The sequence below is a fragment of the Pontixanthobacter rizhaonensis genome (assembly GCF_012972675.1).
Taxonomy (GTDB): Bacteria; Pseudomonadota; Alphaproteobacteria; order Sphingomonadales; family Sphingomonadaceae; genus Pontixanthobacter; species Pontixanthobacter rizhaonensis.
In genome coordinates this window covers 1,180,772-1,199,109 of record NZ_JABCRE010000002.1, presented here as the reverse complement: position 1 = coordinate 1,199,109, position 18,338 = coordinate 1,180,772, and the positions used below count along the sequence as shown (strand labels likewise).

The window sequence follows — 18,338 nt, the reverse complement described above, 5'->3', positions numbered from 1 at the left end:
AGAATGTTTGACGATTTTTATGGTTTGACGGCGCGCCCGTTCCAGCTGACCCCAGATCCGAATTTTTATTTCGAGAGTGCGACGCACCGCAAGGCGCTGTCATACTTGGGCTATGGCATGGCGCAGAGCGAGGGCTTCATTGTCATCACCGGTGAAGTCGGTGCGGGTAAATCAACTCTCGTTGCTCACTTGATGCAGAAGATTGACCGCAATCAGATGACTGTCGGTCAAGTTGTGACCAGCAATCTTGATGGCGATGAACTTGTCCATATTGCTGCCCAAAGCTTCGGTCTGGAAGTCGAAGGTCATGACAAGGCGACTGCGCTCGGTGCAATCGAGAACTTCTTGCACGAGGAAGCGCGTGAAGGCCGCCGGACGATGCTTGTTGTCGACGAATCCCAGAACCTTTCTGTGGAAGCGCTGGAAGAGCTGCGGATGCTGTCGAACTTCCAACTCGGTTCACACCCGCTGCTGCAGGTGCTGCTGCTGGGGCAACCAGAGTTCAAACAAGTTCTGGCTGAACATAGCGAATTGGAGCAACTCCGTCAGCGGGTTATTGCTGCGCATCACCTCGGCTCAATGGAGCCAGGCGAAATAGAACCCTACATCAAGCACCGTCTTGAATGTGTTGGTTGGGAAGGCAATCCCGATTTCGATCAACGTGTCTTCGCGGGCCTCTATGAAGCAACTGATGGTATCCCGCGCCGGGTCAACCAAGTTGTCACGCGTTTGCTGTTGCTCGGCGCTGTCGAACAACGCACCCGTATTGATAATGCAATGTTGAGTTCTGTTCTCAAAGAGATGCAGAGCGACAACACGTTTCCTGAAGCTGCGCCTAAGCCGATGCAGAAACTGGCGCCTGCGCCAGCACCGGGCCCGGTCAAGCATATGGGGGCACCGCAGGTCGCCGCAGCCGCACCGGCAGATCTTGCTGGCGCTTTGGCAGAGCGCGATGCCCAGATTGTCGAGCTACAGCAGGCTGTTGTCGAGCTTTCACGCAAGGTGGAAGAAAGTGGCGGTAGCAATGTCCCAGCTGAAACCGTTGAAAAAATCGCTACCCTTGAAGCCCGACTTGAGGAGCAAGAGCGTATGGTTCGCCATATTCTGACAATGCTGATCGAGTGGGTCGAAAGCGGTACTCCTCCTCGCGTCGCGGCGTAGGGGGTAGGGCCGATGGAACATTCGGAAATTACGCCTGCACCGATCGTCAACGGCTTGTCGGTTGATGTTGAAGACTGGTTTCAAGTCGGGGCATTTGAAGATGTGATTGCCCGTGATGACTGGGATAATCTGGCGTTACGCGTTGAAGATAATGTGGCGCGTATTCTTGACCTTTTTGATGCTGCCGGCGTCAAGGCTACCTTCTTTACACTCGGCTGGGTGGCGGAGCGCGCAGCACCAATTATGCGGCGCATTGCGCAATCAGGCCATGAAATCGCCAGTCACGGCTATGATCACGCGCGCGTGTTCAATTTTGACCGCAAAGCTTTTGGGGAAGACATCCTAAAGGCTCGCAAGATATTGGAAGACACCACTGGCCAGCGTGTCAGCGGTTACCGTGCGCCAAGCTTTTCTATCGATCAGCGTACTCCTTGGGCCTATGAAGAACTGGCCGAGCAGGGATATAGCTATTCTTCCAGTGTCGCTCCGATCGTTCATGACCATTACGGTTGGCGTGATGCGCCGCGCTTTGCATTTAAGCCGCTATCAACGTCTGACCTGATCGAAATACCGGTAACGACGGCCATATTAGGCGGTAAGCGCGTTGCAGCCGGCGGCGGAGGTTTCTTCCGCGTCCTGCCATATGCATTTTCGCGTTGGGCTATTCGGCAAGTGAATACCCAAGACCAGCGTCCGGCAATATTCTATTTTCACCCTTGGGAGGTTGATCCCGATCAACCGCGTGTACCAGGAGCACCGGTAAAATCACGGCTGCGGCATTATACCAATCTGGACAAGATGGCGCCCAAGCTAACGAAACTGGTGGAAGACTTTGCATGGGGCAGAATGGATCTGATTGCCTTCCGTGAAGCTGCATTGGCGACCGAGCTGGATAGCCGTGCATTCCTAAAAACGGTACAAGTCGAACCAGCATGAATGCGCCATTCCCCTTGAGCACTGAAAGCGTTTCCCTCGTTGATCTTCGCGACCCAGGTGAACTGGCGCGGCTGGAGGGCTTTGTCGCAGAGATGCGCGGGACACCTTTCCACCGTCCTGCATGGTTACAAGCCATTGCCAAGGGTACAGGCCAGAAAGCAACTGGGATCGTGGCCGAGAAATGTGGCCAGCTGACGGGTTGGTTGCCATTGACAGAGGCCCATTCGCCGATCTTCGGTCGCGCTCTAGTATCGAGCGGGTTCGGGGTGGATGGCGGACCACTCGCAGAGACACCGGAAACCGCTGAAAATTTGTGCCGCATGGCTGAGGAACTCGCGATCCGGTCATCTTGCCCGACAGTCGAACTGCGCGGCGGCCATGCCCCGGCGGATTGGAATTCGTGGAACGATAGCCACTGCGGCTTTGTCAGTGATTTGGCCGATGATGATGAGGCTCAGTTGCTCGCCGTACCGCGTAAACAGCGCGCTGAAGTACGTAAGAGCCTTAAGAACGATCTCAAAGTTACCGTCGGAACTTTAGAGCGCGACCGTGCCGCGCATTACTCAGTATATGCCCAAAGCGTGCATAATCTGGGTACGCCGGTGTTTCCGCGCAGCCTGTTCAATGCGGTGCTTTGCACGTTTGGTAAACAGGCGGATATTTTGACGGTCTGGAATAACAACATTCCTGTGGCGAGCGTATTGTCCCTCTATCACCAAAATACAGTATATCCATATTGGGGTGGGGGTACCTTTGCCGCCCGCCATCTGCGCGCAAATGAGCGGATGTATTACGAGCTTATGTGCCACGCCCGGAAACGGGGCTGTGACCGGTTTGACTTTGGTCGATCCAAAACTGGCAGTGGGCCGTATTCTTACAAGAAGAACTGGGGTTTCGAGCCAGAACCGCTTGCCTATGCAAGCTGGACCGCCGCAGGGCACCAGCGCCGCGATATCAATCCGAATAATGAAGCATATTCCGCGAAGATCGCTTTGTGGAAGAAGCTCCCTCTGCCAGTTGCCAATTTGATAGGACCCATGATTGCCAAGGGATTGGCATGATGGGTGACATTCTGTTTTTGGCACACCGGATGCCATTTCCGCCTGATCGTGGTGACAAAATCCGGTCTCATCATTTGCTAAAGTCTCTGGCTGACATCGCGGCCGTCCACGTGGCGTGTTTTGGTGATACAGACGCTGACTTTACCCATGAGCACGAGCTGGCGGCGGTGGCATCAAGCCATTGCCTTGTGCGCCGATCAAAATCGATGGTTCGAGCAGGTCTGGAAGCATTGGCTTCGGGCAACCCGGTAAGCCTGACGGCCTTCGGACATCGGGATATTCATGATTGGGTTGGACGCACATTGCGCCAACAAACCATCCAAACCATTGTCGTATTTTCCGGCCAGATGGGTCAGTATATCCCGGCTTCATTCAAAGGCCGTGTTGTTGTTGATCTGTGCGATGTGGATTCCGCAAAATTTGAAGCATATGCCAAAGACGGTTCTTGGCCCAGACGCTGGATTGATGCCCGTGAAGGCAAGCTACTGTCTGGCGTTGAAGAGGCACTATCTGACAGAGCGGATACAACCGTTTTGATCAGTGATGTCGAGGCGGAGCTATTCCGTTCCCGAATATCTGATCCGGCGGCGCATCAGGTAGCCGCTATTCGCAACGGCATTGATTTCGACTTCTTCAATCCATCAACAGTCGCACCACAGCCGGACCTTGCTGCATCCACTGGGCCAAACATCGTGTTTACAGGCCAGATGGATTACGCACCCAATATCGGCGCTGCCATCCGTGTGATGGATCGCATCCTTCCAGCCATCCGAGCGGTTCATCCGGATGCTACGTTCCACCTTGTTGGCCGTGCACCCGTTAGCAAATTGACTGCGCGGGATGGTCAGGATGGTATTCGCGTTTGGGGCGAAGTGCCTGATGTCCGACCGTTTCTAGCCGGAGCGGATATCGTCATGGCGCCGCTCGAGATTGCGCGGGGTGTCCAGAACAAAGTTCTGGAGGCCATGGCTATGGCGCGGCCAGTTGTGCTATCCAGCGAAGCGGCAACCGGCATTGATGCAGTCGATGGCGATCACTTCGCGATTGGTGACGATGATCAAGACCTCATCGCTGCTGCGTTGGATCTTCTATCCGACGGGCCTAAATCACTGCAAATGGCCGCAGCCGCTCGGCGTTATGTGACCACAGAACAAAGTTGGTCTGCGATGCTCTCCCCGTTAGCGAGCATTTGTGGTTTCGACCTGTCTACAGGTGAGCGCAATGCAGCCTGACGTGTCGGCCGGGCAGCTCCGATCAAGCGAATGGCTTACTCGGTGGCTTGACGGGGTGCCAGATGCCTGGCGCGTAGCCTTGTTGCAACTGGGCGTGGTCTGGGTTGCCATACTGGCTTTAACCGCTGGTGATTGGTGGGTGATGGCCGATAAGTGGTGGAATATATCCACTTATAACCACATCTTGTTTGTCCCGTTCATTGTCGGATGGCTTGTCTATTCCCGGGCGAGCGACCTTGCGAAACTGGTGCCGCAGGCATGGTGGCCAGCGCTAGTGCCTCTCGGTGGATCGCTATTCATTTGGCTGATCGGTTCACTGGCCGGAGTAAACACGGTTAGCCAGCTTGGTGCCGTGGTTGCGCTTCAATCGGCGGTCGTGTTGGTGCTTGGTCCGCGGGTAGCCACAGCAAATCTGTTCCCGCTGGCCTATATGCTGTTCCTGGTGCCTTTCGGGGATGAATTGGTTCCTGCGTTACAGATGATCACCGCAAAACTGGTGATCGCTTTGACCGAGTGGAGCGGTATTCCAGCGATTATTGATGGTGTGTTTATCGATACACCTGCGGGTCTGTTCGAGGTGGCTGAGGCCTGTTCTGGCGTAAAGTTCCTGATCGCGATGATCGCATTGGGAACCCTGGTAACCTATAGCTGCTTCAGCAGTTGGAAGCGCCGTATCGCATTTATGACTGCTGCTATTGCGCTGCCCATTCTTGCAAACGGAGTGCGTGCTTGGGGTACGATCTACATCGCTCAATCGCAGGGTATCGCCTTCGCGGAAGGTTTTGACCATGTTGTCTATGGCTGGGTTTTCTTTGCAGTGGTGGTGGCGGCATTGCTTGCTGTGTTTTGGCGGTACTTTGATCGCGATCCCGATGATCTGGGCGATGATACACCTACGATAGAAGACTATCGCTGGTTTCAGTGGCTACAGGCGCGGACTATCGCGCCCAAGGCTGCCATTGCGAGCGCGCTCGCACTGATTGTCGTTATGGGCGTTTGGAATGTTGTGGCGTCACAGCTTGAAGCGGAGTTGCCAGACAGCATAGAACTTCCCCAGATAGAGGGATGGACGCAAGTTGACTATGCACCCGTCGTTCCCTGGGCACCCACAGCAAGCGGGGCTGACCATCGTCTACTTGGCCGGTACCGCAATGCTGCAGGCCAAGAAGTAGACGTGTTCATTGCGCTATATTCCGCACAAGAAGACGGAAAAGAAGCCAGCGCAGACGGCGAAGGTGCTTTGATCCCGGACACCCCATGGCGGTGGCTGGCGCCTGCGCAAACTGATGGCAGTGCCAAGGGCGATTACCTGCTGGCTCATGGCAGTGTGAAGCGGAGGGCGGAAACATCCTACCGCACGGGCAATTTGCTAACCGGTCGTGCGATTGGCCTCAAACTGTCCAATATGCGAGATCGTTTGTTCTTGCACGCTCAACCGACCACTTTGCTGATCATCTCTGCCGAAGAGCGCGATGGGCAAGTCCCGGCTGACTCCATCGCGGCATTCCGTCGCTCCATCGACAATGAAGGTGAATGGATAGACCGCATCGTTGGTCTTCGTTAGAGCGCGGCCATGTGCGGAATTGCTGGAATTTTTCATTGCGGTGTACCCAAGCCGGTTGACCCCAGCCGGGTCGTTCGGATGTGCGACGCGATCGCCCATCGCGGGCCAGATGGCTCCGGGGTTTGGACCGCTGCCGGTATTGGCCTTGGGCACCGGCGTCTTTCTATCATTGATTTAGAAGGCTCGCCCCAACCGATGCATTCGGCGGATGGTGATGCTGTGATCGTCTTTAATGGCGAGATATACAATTTCCGCGAACTGCGCCGCGAACTGGAAGGACAGGGGGCAGTATTCCGGACAGATGGCGACACGGAAGTAATCCTTGCCGCCTGGCAACGTTGGGGTGTTGATTGTCTTGATCGCCTGAACGGTATGTTTGCCTTCGCGCTGTATGATTTGAAACGTAAAGAGCTCCTGCTCGCGCGGGATCGGTTGGGCGTTAAACCGCTATTTATGGCGGAGTTAAGCGACGGCAGCCTTGCCTTTGCATCGGAGCTCAAAGGGCTGCTTGTCCATCCGCTGCTGCGACGTGAAGCAGATCCGCGCGCGGTCGAAGACTATATGACATGGGGCTACGTGCCCGATCATCGTTCGATACTGAAGGGTGTCGAGAAACTGCCTGCCGGCCATTTTCGGCTGCTGAAGCACGGCACACAGCCAGCACCCCCGCGGCAATGGTGGGACGTTGATTTTTCTAATAGAAAACAGGGCAGTGTAGCGGACCTGTCTGCTGAACTGCTGCATCATATGCGCGACGGCGTGACCTCCCGGATGCAGGCCGATGTGCCGCTTGGGGCGTTCTTGTCTGGCGGGGTCGATTCATCCAGCGTTGTCGCCTTGATGTCAGAAGCGACACAGGATCCTGTCACTACCTGCTCAATCGGGTTTGACGTCGCGGCTTTGGATGAGACTGGCTATGCCGAAACTGTCGCGAAACAGTTTGGGACAAGCCACCATAGCCGGATAGTCGATCCTAACGATTTTCATGCCATTGATCGCTTAGTACAAATTTACGACGAACCGTTCGCGGATGCTTCTGCGCTGCCCACACTTCGGGTGTGTGAATTGGCTAGGGAACATGTCACGGTGGCACTATCGGGCGATGGCGCTGATGAAGCCTTTGCCGGTTATCGCAGGCAGGTTTTCCACGCCCGAGAGGAGCAGGCGAGGGGGATTATCCCTGCTGGTCTGCGGAAACCGCTATTCGGATCGCTTGGGGCTGTCTGGCCAAAGGCGGACTGGGCACCGCGTCCCCTCCGGGCGAAGTCGACGCTATTATCGCTCGCGGAGGATGGTGCAGTTGGATACGCTCGATCGCTTTCTGTGATACCGCCTGAGCTCAGGGAGCACTTGTTCTCTGATAAACTAACACGGCAATTGGGGGATTACCGCGCCGAACAACCATTGATCGAGATGATGCGTAATGCACCCGCTCAATCCGGTTTGGACCGCGCGCAATATGCCGATCTTAAGTTCTGGTTGCAGGGGGACATCCTCACCAAGGTCGACCGGGCGAGCATGTCTGTCGGGCTTGAGGCCCGCGAACCGTTGCTTGATCATCGCTTGATCGAGTTTGGCGCAGCACTGCCGCACAAGGCGCGTATAAAAGGTACGCAGGGTAAGTGGCTGATCAAAAACACCATGGAACGGTATTTGCCGCAAGATATTCTCTACCGTCCGAAGCAGGGTTTTGTGACCCCGATTTCAGAATGGTTTCGCGGGCCATTGGCAGCCGAAGCACGCGGGATCGTTAGCGGTGCAGGGCTCGCTCGGACCGGCTGGTTCGACAACAAAGTTCTTTCGGGGATCATCGAGGATCATATTTCGGGTAAATCGGACTATGGCCGAATTCTTTGGCAGCTAATGATGCTTGATAAATCAATAGATCATCTGAGTATTGCGGGATAAATCGCTGAAACGGCGATATCAATACTTGCCCACTGCCCTTTTTCGGGACGTCCTCAAATCGAATCTGGAAATTATTCATTTGCCAAGCAAGTGGTGTCTGACTAGCTTTGTAACAGCGAGTAACCGAATTCACCCACGAGGGGGTCGCAAATGGATCGGATGACGTCGAGATTAACGGAGGGTGCGGTTACCGTGACTTCCGGAACAGATAGTGCGCTGCCAATGGATGCGGACAGCGATCAATCGCTCATTGCTGAGCGAGCATCGCCTGTAACTCCTGATGAGCTGCTGTCTCTGAAAGAACTGGATGTCCTCTATCAAGAAGACACCCAAACGTTGTGGTCCTATATGCGGCCCAGTGGCAGACCCAGTTTTACACGCACTATGTTGGCCGATTTTGAACAGTGGCAGTCATTGATTGGCACGAAGTTCGGTCCAGGGAAAATTCCGCTCAAATTCTTAGTTTTGGGCAGTCGCGCGCCGGATGTCTTTTGTTTCGGCGGTGATTTGAAGCTATTCCACGAACTGATCCGGGATCGCGACCGGGCTGGTCTTGAACGCTATGGCCACCGGTGCTGTGAGATACTGCACCGTAATATGAATACGCTTGATATTCCGATGCTTACCATCGGTCTGGTCGAAGGCTCTGCATTGGGCGGCGGGTTCGAGGCATTGCTATCTTTTGATTACATTGTTGCAGAACGGGGTGCCACGTTCGGCCTGCCAGAGATTATGTTTGGCCTGTTCCCGGGTATGGGCGCGCACGCGTTCCTGTCTCGCAAGCTAGGCAGCGCGATGGCTGATCGTTTGATTGTTTCCAATGAGACATACACTGCCGAACAGATGTATGATCTGGGGATAGTCCACCACCTAGCGGAAAAGGGTGAAGGCCTGACAGTGTGCCGTGACTTCATCAAAAAGTCGGACCGTCGCCATGCAGGAATGGTCAATGCGCGGAAGGCAATGAAGGTCTCCTGGGGTTTGGAGCTGGAAGAGCTTAACCGGATTACGGAGCTTTGGGCTGACGCCGCACTGCAACTTAGCGAACGCGATTTGAAAGTCATGACTCGTCTGGCATCCGCGCAGCAACGGCTCGCTAACGCAGCCTGACTTCAGATATTGGGATTTTCTTCAACACCATGGCCTAGCGCCATGTAATCGTCGCTTTGCATTTCCATCAAGCGGCTGACTGTGCGTTCAAACTCGAAACTGCCATCGCCTGCTTGATAGAGCGTTTCGGGTTCTGCTGCTGCGGTGACGAACAATTTCACCCTGTATTCGTAAAGCGCATCAATCAGAGTAACAAAGCGCGCAGCCTCGTTCCGGTCCTCAGGGCCAAGCGTGGGTATTCCAACTATGATGACTGAGTGATATGTCCTTGCAATTGCTAGGTAATCACTCGCTCCGCGCGGCTCTTTGCAAAGACGACTAAAGCTGAATACAGCCACGCCTTTAAGCGCGCGTGGAACATGCAGCTTTCGTCCGCCGCCCAGATCAAGATCAGCGGAAGGTACGTTATCGGCATCGTCGGGGGAGTAATCCGTCAGCCGAAAAAACGCCTCACGAACTTGTGCGGTTGCTGCATCGCCCAGCGGGGTGTGCCAGCTATCAATACCAGCGAGCCGCTCTAGCCGGTAATCGACTGGCCCGTTGAGCGGCATTACGTCCAACCTGTCTTCAATCAGATCGATGAAAGGCAGGAAATGCTCACGGTTCAGACCGTCTTTATAAAGTTCGCTTGGCGCGCGGTTGGAAGTGCTCACCACGGTAACGCCTTCATCCACGATTAGAGCCTTGAACAGACGGCTCATGATCATCGCATCCGCGGAATTATTGACCACCATTTCATCGAAGGCGAGACATCGGACATTTCGGGCAATCGTGGCTGCAACTGGCGGGATTGGATCGCCTTGTTCCTTTTTCCGTTCTTTCCGCAACAGTGCATGGACCTCTAGCATGAAGGCATGAAAGTGGACGCGTCTTTTCTGTTCTATGGCCAAGGATTCGTGAAATAGGTCCATCAGCATGGATTTTCCCCGACCCACGCCGCCCCACATATAGATACCGCGGGGGGAAGGGGGGGCTTTCCCAAATAACCTGCCGAGAAATCCAGTTGGAGATTGGGTTGCCAGTTCATGCCGCAATTGGGCGAGCCGGCGTGCAGCGGTCTGTTGTTCTGGATCAGACTTCAGCTCACCAGCTGCGACAAGCTCTTCATATCGAGAGACTGGAGAACCAGTCATTTCTTGGCTGTAGCTTTGCGGACTAAGCCTGAAAAAGCGGCCACCAGATGATCGCCTTGCGCCACTTCGCCGCGCATGAACATCAACTTGCCAGTTTCCCGCATCACCTCAACAACTGCGTCCAGAGGTTCAGTCGGTTTTCCGGCTCCGATAAACTGGGTCGAAAGTTCAAGAGTTACCGCCATGCCTGCCTCACTCTCGCGCAAAACATGCATTGCGGAAAATAACGAGATATCGATGAGAGACAGCGTAACGGCACCGTGGATCATATCTTGCAGATTAGTATGCCTGTGCTCAGGCATCATCCGCAACCGGCATTTATTGCCTTCTTGACGCACCATCATCGGGCCCATCACTTGCGTGTTGAACCGGGAATTGTCTTTCATATCCCAAGAATACCAGCCGGGTTGGTCAGGGATTGGATGGTAGGTAAAGAAATCAGGCGGCGCGCGCACGGTTTGAAATCCGAAGGCTTAGATCGTCCGCTCCGCCATCATTTTCTTGGTCTCTGCGATCGCTTTGGCGGGGCTCAACCCTTTCGGGCAAACATTGGCGCAGTTCATGATGGTGTGGCAGCGATAGAGGCGGAAGGGATCTTCCAACTCGTTCAGGCGCTCACCCGTCATTTCATCACGGCTATCAGCGAGCCAACGATAGGCTTGCAACAAGATGGCAGGGCCAAGGAACTTGTCGCTATTCCACCAGTATGATGGGCAGCTGGTCGAGCAACAGGCGCACAGAATGCACTCATACAGGCCGTCAAGCTGCTCGCGCTGCTCCGGGCTTTGCAGCCGTTCTTTGCCGCTTGGTGTCGGCGTCACAGCCTGCAACCAAGGACGGATAGACGCATATTGCGCGTAGAAATGCGTGAAATCAGGGACCAGATCTTTGATCACTTCCATATGGGGAAGCGGGGTAATCTGGACTTCGCCGGACATGTCTTCGATTGACGATGTGCAGGCAAGGCCGTTCTTACCGTTCATATTCATCGCGCAGGAACCGCAAATACCTTCACGGCAGGACCGGCGGAAAGTCAGTGTCGGGTCGATCTCGTTCTTGATCTTGAACAGAGCGTCAAGAACCATCGGGCCGCACTGGTCCAGATCCACTTCGAAAGTGTCGTAACGGGGGTTTTCGCCCGTATCGGGATCATAGCGATAGATTTTGAATGATTTCACTCGGCCAGCACCTTCGGCGGTGTGCTTGACGCCTTTGCCGTTGATCTTGGAGTTTTTCGGAAGAGTGAAAGTCGCCATAGTCGCGTGAATCCTGTTTCTTTGCTGGCTCTATCTAACGTTTCTGCGCGTGAGAGCAAGGCAGTGAGTGTTGAAGAGTTCGCAGACAGTGTTGCTACATGTGCATCAATTCAGCCGGTTGGTCTGTGCAGCCTATGAACTTGGGAACAGAACAGCAGCGAAAACCGTCTAACACGCATGACAGACAGTGATGATTTTCTTTCCTCAGTTCGCTCGGCGGCTATTTTTGGTGCTAGCGGGGGGATTGGTCAGGCTTTGACAGATCTGTTGGTAGAGCGGGGCATTCACGTCTGGGCTGGATCAAGATCGGGTAATGGCCAGCAGTCAGCGCATCTCACTCCTTTCGCATTTGACCTGACTGATGAGCAGAGCGTCCAAGACGCCGCCGAAGCAATGGGCGAAAACCCACCGCAACTTGTTATCATCGCCACTGGAGTGCTCACCCTGGCAGGAGGTATCGGTCCGGAACGCAGCTACCGCAAATTAGACCCCGCGGTAATGGCCGAAGTTTTCCATCTGAACACAATCGGTCCCGCAATCATAGCCAAGCATATGGTGCCGCTATTGCCACGAAAAGAGCGCAGTGTGCTGGCCGCGCTGTCGGCCCGGGTAGGCTCCATTACCGATAACGGTTTGGGAGGATGGCATTCGTATCGCGCATCCAAAGCGGCGCTCAATATGCTGTTAAAGAACCTCGCAATCGAGCTGGCACGGACACATAAACAGGCAATAATTGCAGGTCTGCATCCTGGCACAGTCGATAGCGATTTGTCTAAGCCGTTCCAATCAAACTTGGCTGATGGACAGCTGACTGAACCAAAGGAATCCGCAACAAACCTGCTGACCGTATTGAACGGTCTGAGTGCTGACGATCGCGGCAGTGTCTTTGCCTATGACGGTCAGCTGATCGCGCCGTAAGGTCATTCCCCGTTTACTAACCCAGCCAGCACATCAGCGCCGCGCTGCGCCGCACTGCGTTCTGGATCGATATTAATAGTGTAATCGAACAATCGCTCTTGTGTTGTGCGATATGTTTTACCTACTTCAGCGTGATTGATAAGCACGTGTTCTAATTGCGGTATATCCTTCACGACCGGCCCATTTTGCCAGAATTGATAAGCATCTTGGCCTTGCTCTGCTGCATCGATAAAATAGGCTGGGCGCGCTTGTTTCAGGAACTCGTAAATCTGACTGCTTACGTCTCCGACATAGATATCCGCCGAATTTGTATAGGTCATGTCAAACAGTCTGGGGCTGTCAGTATCGATCAGAATATTCTCCGCTGCATATGCTGCTGCGGGAATTTCCGGCCGGTTGCGTGAAATCTTATACTCGGGTGAAATATGGAGCTTTTTGCGAAACAGCATAACGTGGGGAGCAAAGACGCAATTGAAGCGATCTGATTGGCCCGCAACCCATCGTAAGAACTCAGGGCCATGATCAAACCATGATGACAGCTTGGGATCGAAGTGAGGATTATAAACAATCGTTGGCCGATCATTATCAAACAATTTTGCCTTTGGCGTATCACCGGCAACATCGAATTTAGCATACCCAATCAGGTGGCAATCTTCCGCTGTGGCCAATCCGTGAGCCACCATTTCATCGATCAGTTTCTGGCCACTGAGTAGGTAATAGTCGAATTGCACCAACTCAGGATTGTAAGCGACATTCCGATCACCCGATCCATGCGGCACATAGGCAAACCGCGTCGCTTTTGAACCATAATTGCGCACCAGCCTGCGCTTTACGCGCAGACACGTTCGTTCCGGTGACACGATGATGTCTGCCTTGCTGAAAGCATCGATGTTCCTGTGTAACCGGGCCAGCCGGATAACCGGCGCAATTTTGTTGGGTAAGGCAAGCAATTGATCCCAAAGGCGGGGCAAGGAAAGATCTAGCCAGCGGACGGCCTGTGCCTGACTGGCCGGGATCAAATCACGAATTTGCCGCTCTATGGCTGGATTGCCGGTGGCTGCGACAACATCCAATTGCGGCTTGCTCGCCGCCAGTTCGCCCATAATCCCAGCGGTATGCGCAGCCTGGTGGGCCGCATCATGATTGAACAGAAACATTACCTGTTTTGCAGGAGAGATCATTGGGGCCTCTGACGTGTTCTTACGAAATTCTGGATGAGGTCCGCGCTGCGTATGACCGAAGCCTCACTCGGGTCTCCTAATGAAGAGGCCGCAGTGGCGGCTTGTCGATCTTTGAATTCATGATGGCGTTCCGGTGCGCGTTTGATGGCCGCCATCACTTCCGCCGGATCGGAAACGACCTCTCCTAAATGCCAGAAGGCGTATTGCGGGTTATCTTGCCAATCGACATTGTGGGCGTTCAGGAAAACACAGGGGCGAGGGCGATAGATAAATTCAAAGACCTGACTGCTTACATCGCCAACATATATATCGGCAGCCTCGCTATATGTGTTGTCGAGTGACTGTTCAGAACCGGGATCAACGATGACATTGGCGGTTGAGCGGGCTCGGAGCTTGGAACGTAGCCTTTCAGACCTTCGGCGAAACAGTTTTACGTGAGGCGCAACAATCAAATTCATTGATGGGTCATTGGCAAATCCGTCCATCAATGGCTCAAAAAACCGATCCCAACTGCGCTCTTTCGGTTCTTTATGCGGATTGTACATAACGACTGGATTAGGATTATCGAAAAATGACTTCGTTGCGCTGGACAACAGCCGGGTCGATACAAATTTGGGGTACCCTGCCGATACCAGTCGATCAAGATGCTGACAGCCGGCATTGCCATATGCTGCAATGTCAGCGGCCGAATTTGCCAGTATTAAGTCACAGTCAACCCATGATTTTATAGATGGGAAGCTCCGCTGAGCGACCCCATGCGTAATAAGAATACGCTGAGGGCGCTGATGTTCTGGTATTCCTTTGAATAGGAACACAATTCCATCTTCAGTTGAGATAACTGCGTCATAGCTGGCAAAGCGGGCTTCATTCTTTGCCAGTACCTGCGGTTTTGCGAGGCCGAGCAACCGCGTCGCTTGGATTGCTTTGCCCAGAAGGCCTGCTTCTAGATGTTCGCTGCGTACAGGACTGGCGTTGTGGACTTTACGCAGCTTTTCCAAATGATGGGGTACTGCCGGGTCAATATGAAAGACATCAACCGTCACGTCTTCACGATCCACCAATTCAAATAAAACGGCTGCAGCGTGATAGAGCTGATACGCTTCAGCAATAAAAATGAATGCGAGTTTCATAGGGCTGAATCGGTATCCTTGAACTTTACGCTGTTCTAAGCCACAGGCTTGGTAATGTCCAAGACGGTAGAATCCGAACAAAATGCTGCAACGGGATTCCGTCGTGTTCTTAAGAACATAGGTTGGTTGCTGGGCGGAAAAGTGTTCGGTGCGGTATGCAGCTTGGTTTACCTTGCCATACTTGTGCGATCGCTTGGCGTGAAGGACTTTGGTCACTTTGCCTTGATATTTGCGACTGCCCAAGCGTTTGTGGCCTTGTCTGGTTTTCAAGTTTGGCAAGCAATCGTGAAGTTTGGCACGCCCTATATTTTGAACGGAGATTGGCAAAGATTCGGTCGCTTAGCGGTCTTTGGTGGGGTCGTTGATGTCCTCGGGGCAGTTATCGGTTGCCTGATGGCATTTGCCATCATTTACGGGTTTGGGACGGAGCTGGAATTAAATCCGAACTACGTGGACGTAGCATTTCTTTTCGTATGTACCCTGCTGTTCGCGCGAGGGTCCGCCGCCATGGGCATCTTGCGTGTGCTGGATCGATATGACTTGGCGGTTTACGTCAATGCTGTGACCCCCGCTTCCAGATTGTTGGCAGCTTGCCTCATTTGGTGGGTAGGGCCGACGGTGGAGCGCTTCTTGTTTGCATGGGGCATGATCGAACTTATCACGGCAGTGCTCTTGTGGATCGCCGCTTGGCGCCAGAAGCCGGAAACGTTGAAATTTGGTCTGGTTCACCAGTGGAAAACTACCCTTGATGAGAATGTCGGCATCAAACGGTTTATGGGCATCACGTATGCCAATGACAGCCTGATGGCGATTTTGCAGCAAGGTCCGCTGTTGGCAGTGGGCTATTTCCTTGGAACCAGTGCAGCGGGGATTTACCGCGTGGTTGATCAGCTGGCTAAAGGAATGTCGAAGCTATCAAACCTTTCAACGCAGGCCCTTTTCCCAGAGATCAATCGGTTGAAGCACCTCTCGCCAGGGGACGAATTCCGCAAGTTGATCCGCCAGATCAATATCATGGTCATCTTATCCGGCATCTCGGTTGTGATTTTGGCCATGCTACTGGGCGAATGGACAATTCAGATTATCGGGGGAGACGGGCTCTCTTCAGCCAACATCGTCCTGATCCCGCTTGCGATCGGTGCGGCATTTGAGCTGGCAAGTGTCGCCTATGAACCGGTGTTGTATTCAACCGGTCATGCGCGATATTCCTTTATGGTGAGGTTGCTGTCGCTTGTTGTCTTGACGATCGGCATTCTGTCTTTCGTTAGTTACGGTACGATCGGTGTGGCTTGGGCGGTCGCATTGGGGTTTGCCACAGGGTATGTGCTGATGAGTGTCACCGTGTGGTTCGTGCTACGCGGCATGAACGTGCAGCCGGCCGAAGGATGAAATTTTCGGCTCTCATTCTGGCGGGGTCACGCGCTGGCGAAGAGGGAACAGATGCTTTTGGCGGCGCTTCCCACAAGGCGCTGATCCAGCTTGAGGGCCAACCATTGATGGCGCGCGTGGCGGCCGCATTGCATGAAGCTGGCGCTGATACTGTCGCGGTGTCGTGCAGCGAAGGCGCAGTGGCCGATTGCGCGCGCGGCTTGGGGCTTGAGGTGTTACCGCCTGCGACCGGACCGAGCGGTAGTGTACTTGATGCATTGGATCATTTGGGAACACCGCTGCTGGTAACGACAGCCGACCATGCCTTGCTGCGCGCTGCGTGGGTGAGAGAGATTATTGACGGCACGGCTGAGCAGGCTGATTTGGGGGTAATGCTCGCCAACAGAGAAGCGGTCGAACAGGCAATGCTAGGCAGCAAGAGAACCTATTTGCGGTTTGCAGATGGCAGTTGGTCAGGATGCAATCTGTTTTTCTTGCGCAATGGCCGTGCGCGTGAAGCAATTCTTCTGTGGCAAAAGATAGAAGCAGACCGAAAACGCCCCTTGCGGATTGTCCGGCGTTTGGGGGTAGGGACGTTGTTTCGTTACCTCTTGGGGAAACTTACCTTACAGCAGGCATTGTCCCGGTTGGGAAAGAGCATTGGGGTTAAGCCCATGCTAGTTTCCGCAAGTAACGGGCTTGCTGCTGTCGATATTGATAAACCGGAGGATCTGGCGGACGTTAAAGCGTTGCTCGACCGTCAGCAGCAATAATCTAAACCCCAGCCAGTTTTGCTGTGTCCAAGATCGCGTTAACGAAGCCTTCCGGGTCGTCCTCTTGAATGAAATGCCCGCCGCTGAGAGTGCGATGGAGATCGTGTTTGGCACCCGGAACTTGATCCTGGAAGATTTGGAATCCTCCTTTTGTGATAGGGTCGCGATCACTGAAGCAGCACGTGAATGGCTTATCGAATTGTTCAAGCACCTTCCACGCCTCTCGTTGAGCGGGCACTTCTACATTATCGCCCAACGGGACAAGAGCGGGAAATATTCGCGATCCAGCCTTGCTGGCGCGGGTATCATAGGGTGCGTTATAGGCAGCCACTACATCATCAGCCAAGTCAGTGGTGGTGGCCTTCTGGATGATCTTTCCGATTGGGAAAACCGGACTGAATTTGGCAAATGTCTTCCACTTTACAAAAGCCGGCGGTGGCTCTTGGCCAGCTGGCAATCCTCCGTTGGACAAGACAACCCCGGCAAACTTATCTGGCATCGCAGCAACAAGCCGTAATCCGATGAGAGAACCCCAATCCTGACACGCGAGCAGTACTTGGTTCAGCCCCATTGCCTCAAACCATTCCAACATCCAATCGACGTGTTGGGCATAAGAGAAATCGCTTTTGGAGGTTGGTTTGTCAGACTTACCAAAACCGATCAGATCGGGTGCAATAACCCGGTAACCGGCATTCACTACCGGGCTGATCATCTTGCGGTATAGGAAGCTCCAGCTGGGTTCCCCATGCATCATTAGAACCGGTATTGCGTCCCGCGGTCCTTCATCGACGTAGTGGAGGCGAAGCCCGCTTTTCAAAATGTGGTAGCGCGGATCGAACGGATAGTCGGGCACATTGGCAAAGCAAGCGTCCGGTGTGCGATGAAACTTCACCATAGATTTTGTCTCCCTAAGACGTATCATGCCTTCGGAAAATGCAATTGGGAAGGGGCGACGTATGGGGCTGCAAAGCTGGTGGGATGAGCATGGTGTGCCGCGCCTTATCAAAGTTGCCTGCGGGGCTCCCCAAATCATGAAATTGCGGTCTCAGCTGGTGCCATTGGCCACCGGAGATGTGTTTGAGATTGGCTGCGGTGGCGGGATTAATCAGCAATTCTATAATACGGCCGCTGTCAATCGTTATGCTGGAATTGATCCCGGAGGGAAGCTGCTCGACTATGCCCGCGCGGCGGCGGCAGAGAATGGATGGCAAGCAGACGTGAAAGACGGGATCGGGGAGGATATCCCGTTTGAGGATGATAGTTTCGATACCGTCGTATGCACTTACACTATGTGTTCGGTTCAAGATCAGACGCAAGTTGTGCGGGAAATGCGCCGTATCCTGAAACCCGGTGGCAGAATGCTGTTTCTGGAGCATGGCCGCGCGCCCGATGCCAATATCGCCAAATGGCAGGACCGGATCGAGCCGATATGGAAACCCCTTGCCGGGGGCTGCCATCTTACCCGTCCTATAACATCCGCCGTTAGGGATGGCGGGTTTGAAGCTGAGCTTATGGGAGAACGCTATACGCCCGGGACACCCAAGCCGGTTGGCTGGATGGAATGGGGCGTTGGTGTGAAAGCCGGCTAGTCGCTGGATAGAAACCCC

Annotated in this window: 17 protein-coding genes; 11 read left to right on the top strand and 6 right to left on the bottom strand. The window is 53.9% G+C overall.

Features of this window, described 5'->3' with window-relative positions:
• Window positions 1–3 precede the first annotated feature (3 nt).
• The 7 genes from HKD42_RS05690 to HKD42_RS05660 all read left to right on the top strand — a co-directional run bounded on the left by HKD42_RS05690 (window position 4) and on the right by HKD42_RS05660 (window position 8,972).
• Window positions 4–1,161 carry an XrtA/PEP-CTERM system-associated ATPase gene (locus HKD42_RS05690; RefSeq protein WP_170011094.1) on the top strand — a complete coding sequence of 386 codons (1,158 nt, stop codon included), beginning with the start codon at window positions 4–6 and terminating at the stop codon, window positions 1,159–1,161.
• A gap of 12 nt (window positions 1,162–1,173) precedes the next feature.
• Window positions 1,174–2,097 (top strand): XrtA system polysaccharide deacetylase, encoded by a 924-nt coding sequence (locus HKD42_RS05685; RefSeq protein WP_170011093.1) that lies wholly within the window; start codon window positions 1,174–1,176, stop codon window positions 2,095–2,097.
• Window positions 2,094–3,158 (top strand): FemAB family XrtA/PEP-CTERM system-associated protein, encoded by a 1,065-nt coding sequence (locus tag HKD42_RS05680; protein WP_170011091.1) that lies wholly within the window; start codon window positions 2,094–2,096, stop codon window positions 3,156–3,158. The genes HKD42_RS05685 and HKD42_RS05680 overlap by 4 nt, the downstream gene beginning before the upstream one ends.
• Window positions 3,155–4,390, top strand: coding sequence for a TIGR03087 family PEP-CTERM/XrtA system glycosyltransferase (locus HKD42_RS05675; protein ID WP_246236755.1), 1,236 nt, complete (start codon window positions 3,155–3,157; stop codon window positions 4,388–4,390). Before HKD42_RS05680 ends, HKD42_RS05675 begins: the two co-directional genes overlap by 4 nt.
• Window positions 4,380–5,954, top strand: coding sequence for an exosortase A (xrtA, locus tag HKD42_RS05670; RefSeq protein WP_170011089.1), 1,575 nt, complete (start codon window positions 4,380–4,382; stop codon window positions 5,952–5,954). The genes HKD42_RS05675 and xrtA overlap by 11 nt, the downstream gene beginning before the upstream one ends.
• A gap of 9 nt (window positions 5,955–5,963) precedes the next feature.
• Window positions 5,964–7,862: an XrtA/PEP-CTERM system amidotransferase gene (locus tag HKD42_RS05665; RefSeq protein ID WP_170011087.1), complete on the top strand. Its 1,899-nt coding sequence runs from the start codon at window positions 5,964–5,966 to the stop codon at window positions 7,860–7,862.
• Window positions 7,863–8,012: 150 nt separating this feature from the next.
• Window positions 8,013–8,972 carry a crotonase/enoyl-CoA hydratase family protein gene (locus HKD42_RS05660; protein ID WP_246236753.1) on the top strand — a complete coding sequence of 320 codons (960 nt, stop codon included), beginning with the start codon at window positions 8,013–8,015 and terminating at the stop codon, window positions 8,970–8,972.
• 2 nt (window positions 8,973–8,974) lie between these two features.
• On the opposite strand, the gene zapE is transcribed toward HKD42_RS05660, so the two are convergent.
• From zapE to HKD42_RS05645, 3 genes are all read right to left on the bottom strand, one after another.
• Window positions 8,975–10,105, bottom strand: a complete 1,131-nt coding sequence (gene zapE, locus HKD42_RS05655; protein WP_170011085.1) for a cell division protein ZapE — start codon at window positions 10,103–10,105, stop codon at window positions 8,975–8,977.
• Window positions 10,102–10,491: a PaaI family thioesterase gene (locus HKD42_RS05650; protein ID WP_170011084.1), complete on the bottom strand. Its 390-nt coding sequence runs from the start codon at window positions 10,489–10,491 to the stop codon at window positions 10,102–10,104. The genes zapE and HKD42_RS05650 overlap by 4 nt, the downstream gene beginning before the upstream one ends.
• A gap of 87 nt (window positions 10,492–10,578) precedes the next feature.
• Window positions 10,579–11,361: a succinate dehydrogenase iron-sulfur subunit gene (locus tag HKD42_RS05645; RefSeq protein WP_170011083.1), complete on the bottom strand. Its 783-nt coding sequence runs from the start codon at window positions 11,359–11,361 to the stop codon at window positions 10,579–10,581.
• Between the two features lie 177 nt (window positions 11,362–11,538).
• Here HKD42_RS05645 and HKD42_RS05640 point away from each other — a divergent pair, with 177 nt between their 5' ends.
• Window positions 11,539–12,279, top strand: coding sequence for an SDR family NAD(P)-dependent oxidoreductase (locus HKD42_RS05640; RefSeq protein ID WP_170011082.1), 741 nt, complete (start codon window positions 11,539–11,541; stop codon window positions 12,277–12,279).
• A 2-nt stretch (window positions 12,280–12,281) separates the two neighbouring features.
• Here HKD42_RS05640 and HKD42_RS05635 read toward each other — a convergent pair whose 3' ends face one another.
• Together HKD42_RS05635 and HKD42_RS05630 are read right to left on the bottom strand one after the other, a co-directional pair.
• A complete protein-coding gene (locus HKD42_RS05635) occupies window positions 12,282–13,460 on the bottom strand; it encodes a hypothetical protein (protein ID WP_170011081.1) in 1,179 nt (392 codons plus the stop codon).
• Entirely contained in the window at window positions 13,457–14,590 is a 1,134-nt protein-coding gene (locus tag HKD42_RS05630; protein WP_170011080.1) for a hypothetical protein, read from the bottom strand. Before HKD42_RS05630 ends, HKD42_RS05635 begins: the two co-directional genes overlap by 4 nt.
• Before the next feature lie 54 nt (window positions 14,591–14,644).
• On the opposite strand from HKD42_RS05630, the gene HKD42_RS05625 reads away from it, so the two are divergent.
• Window positions 14,645–15,979 carry a lipopolysaccharide biosynthesis protein gene (locus HKD42_RS05625; RefSeq protein ID WP_170011079.1) on the top strand — a complete coding sequence of 445 codons (1,335 nt, stop codon included), beginning with the start codon at window positions 14,645–14,647 and terminating at the stop codon, window positions 15,977–15,979.
• Complete coding sequence (locus tag HKD42_RS05620) at window positions 15,976–16,731, top strand: nucleotidyltransferase family protein (protein WP_170011078.1); 756 nt, start codon at window positions 15,976–15,978, stop codon at window positions 16,729–16,731. Before HKD42_RS05625 ends, HKD42_RS05620 begins: the two co-directional genes overlap by 4 nt.
• Window position 16,732: 1 nt before the next feature.
• On the opposite strand, the gene HKD42_RS05615 is transcribed toward HKD42_RS05620, so the two are convergent.
• A complete protein-coding gene (locus tag HKD42_RS05615) occupies window positions 16,733–17,626 on the bottom strand; it encodes a haloalkane dehalogenase (protein WP_170011077.1) in 894 nt (297 codons plus the stop codon).
• Between the two features lie 61 nt (window positions 17,627–17,687).
• Between HKD42_RS05615 and HKD42_RS05610 the strand changes: the two genes are divergently transcribed.
• Complete coding sequence (locus tag HKD42_RS05610) at window positions 17,688–18,320, top strand: class I SAM-dependent methyltransferase (protein WP_170011075.1); 633 nt, start codon at window positions 17,688–17,690, stop codon at window positions 18,318–18,320.
• Window positions 18,321–18,338: the final 18 nt, after the last annotated feature.

Coding starts and splice junctions, on each gene's coding strand:
- HKD42_RS05640 (WP_170011082.1), top strand. CDS start 11,539: ATGACAGACAGTGATGATTTTCTTTCCTCAGTTCGCTCGGCGGCTATT.
- HKD42_RS05660 (WP_246236753.1), top strand. CDS start 8,013: ATGGATCGGATGACGTCGAGATTAACGGAGGGTGCGGTTACCGTGACT.
- HKD42_RS05620 (WP_170011078.1), top strand. CDS start 15,976: ATGAAATTTTCGGCTCTCATTCTGGCGGGGTCACGCGCTGGCGAAGAG.
- zapE (WP_170011085.1), bottom strand. CDS start 10,105: ATGACTGGTTCTCCAGTCTCTCGATATGAAGAGCTTGTCGCAGCTGGT.
- HKD42_RS05630 (WP_170011080.1), bottom strand. CDS start 14,590: ATGAAACTCGCATTCATTTTTATTGCTGAAGCGTATCAGCTCTATCAC.
- HKD42_RS05690 (WP_170011094.1), top strand. CDS start 4: ATGTTTGACGATTTTTATGGTTTGACGGCGCGCCCGTTCCAGCTGACC.
- HKD42_RS05635 (WP_170011081.1), bottom strand. CDS start 13,460: ATGATCTCTCCTGCAAAACAGGTAATGTTTCTGTTCAATCATGATGCG.
- HKD42_RS05615 (WP_170011077.1), bottom strand. CDS start 17,626: ATGGTGAAGTTTCATCGCACACCGGACGCTTGCTTTGCCAATGTGCCC.
- HKD42_RS05645 (WP_170011083.1), bottom strand. CDS start 11,361: ATGGCGACTTTCACTCTTCCGAAAAACTCCAAGATCAACGGCAAAGGC.
- HKD42_RS05665 (WP_170011087.1), top strand. CDS start 5,964: ATGTGCGGAATTGCTGGAATTTTTCATTGCGGTGTACCCAAGCCGGTT.
- xrtA (WP_170011089.1), top strand. CDS start 4,380: ATGCAGCCTGACGTGTCGGCCGGGCAGCTCCGATCAAGCGAATGGCTT.
- HKD42_RS05625 (WP_170011079.1), top strand. CDS start 14,645: ATGTCCAAGACGGTAGAATCCGAACAAAATGCTGCAACGGGATTCCGT.
- HKD42_RS05675 (WP_246236755.1), top strand. CDS start 3,155: ATGATGGGTGACATTCTGTTTTTGGCACACCGGATGCCATTTCCGCCT.
- HKD42_RS05680 (WP_170011091.1), top strand. CDS start 2,094: ATGAATGCGCCATTCCCCTTGAGCACTGAAAGCGTTTCCCTCGTTGAT.
- HKD42_RS05650 (WP_170011084.1), bottom strand. CDS start 10,491: ATGAAAGACAATTCCCGGTTCAACACGCAAGTGATGGGCCCGATGATG.
- HKD42_RS05685 (WP_170011093.1), top strand. CDS start 1,174: ATGGAACATTCGGAAATTACGCCTGCACCGATCGTCAACGGCTTGTCG.
- HKD42_RS05610 (WP_170011075.1), top strand. CDS start 17,688: ATGGGGCTGCAAAGCTGGTGGGATGAGCATGGTGTGCCGCGCCTTATC.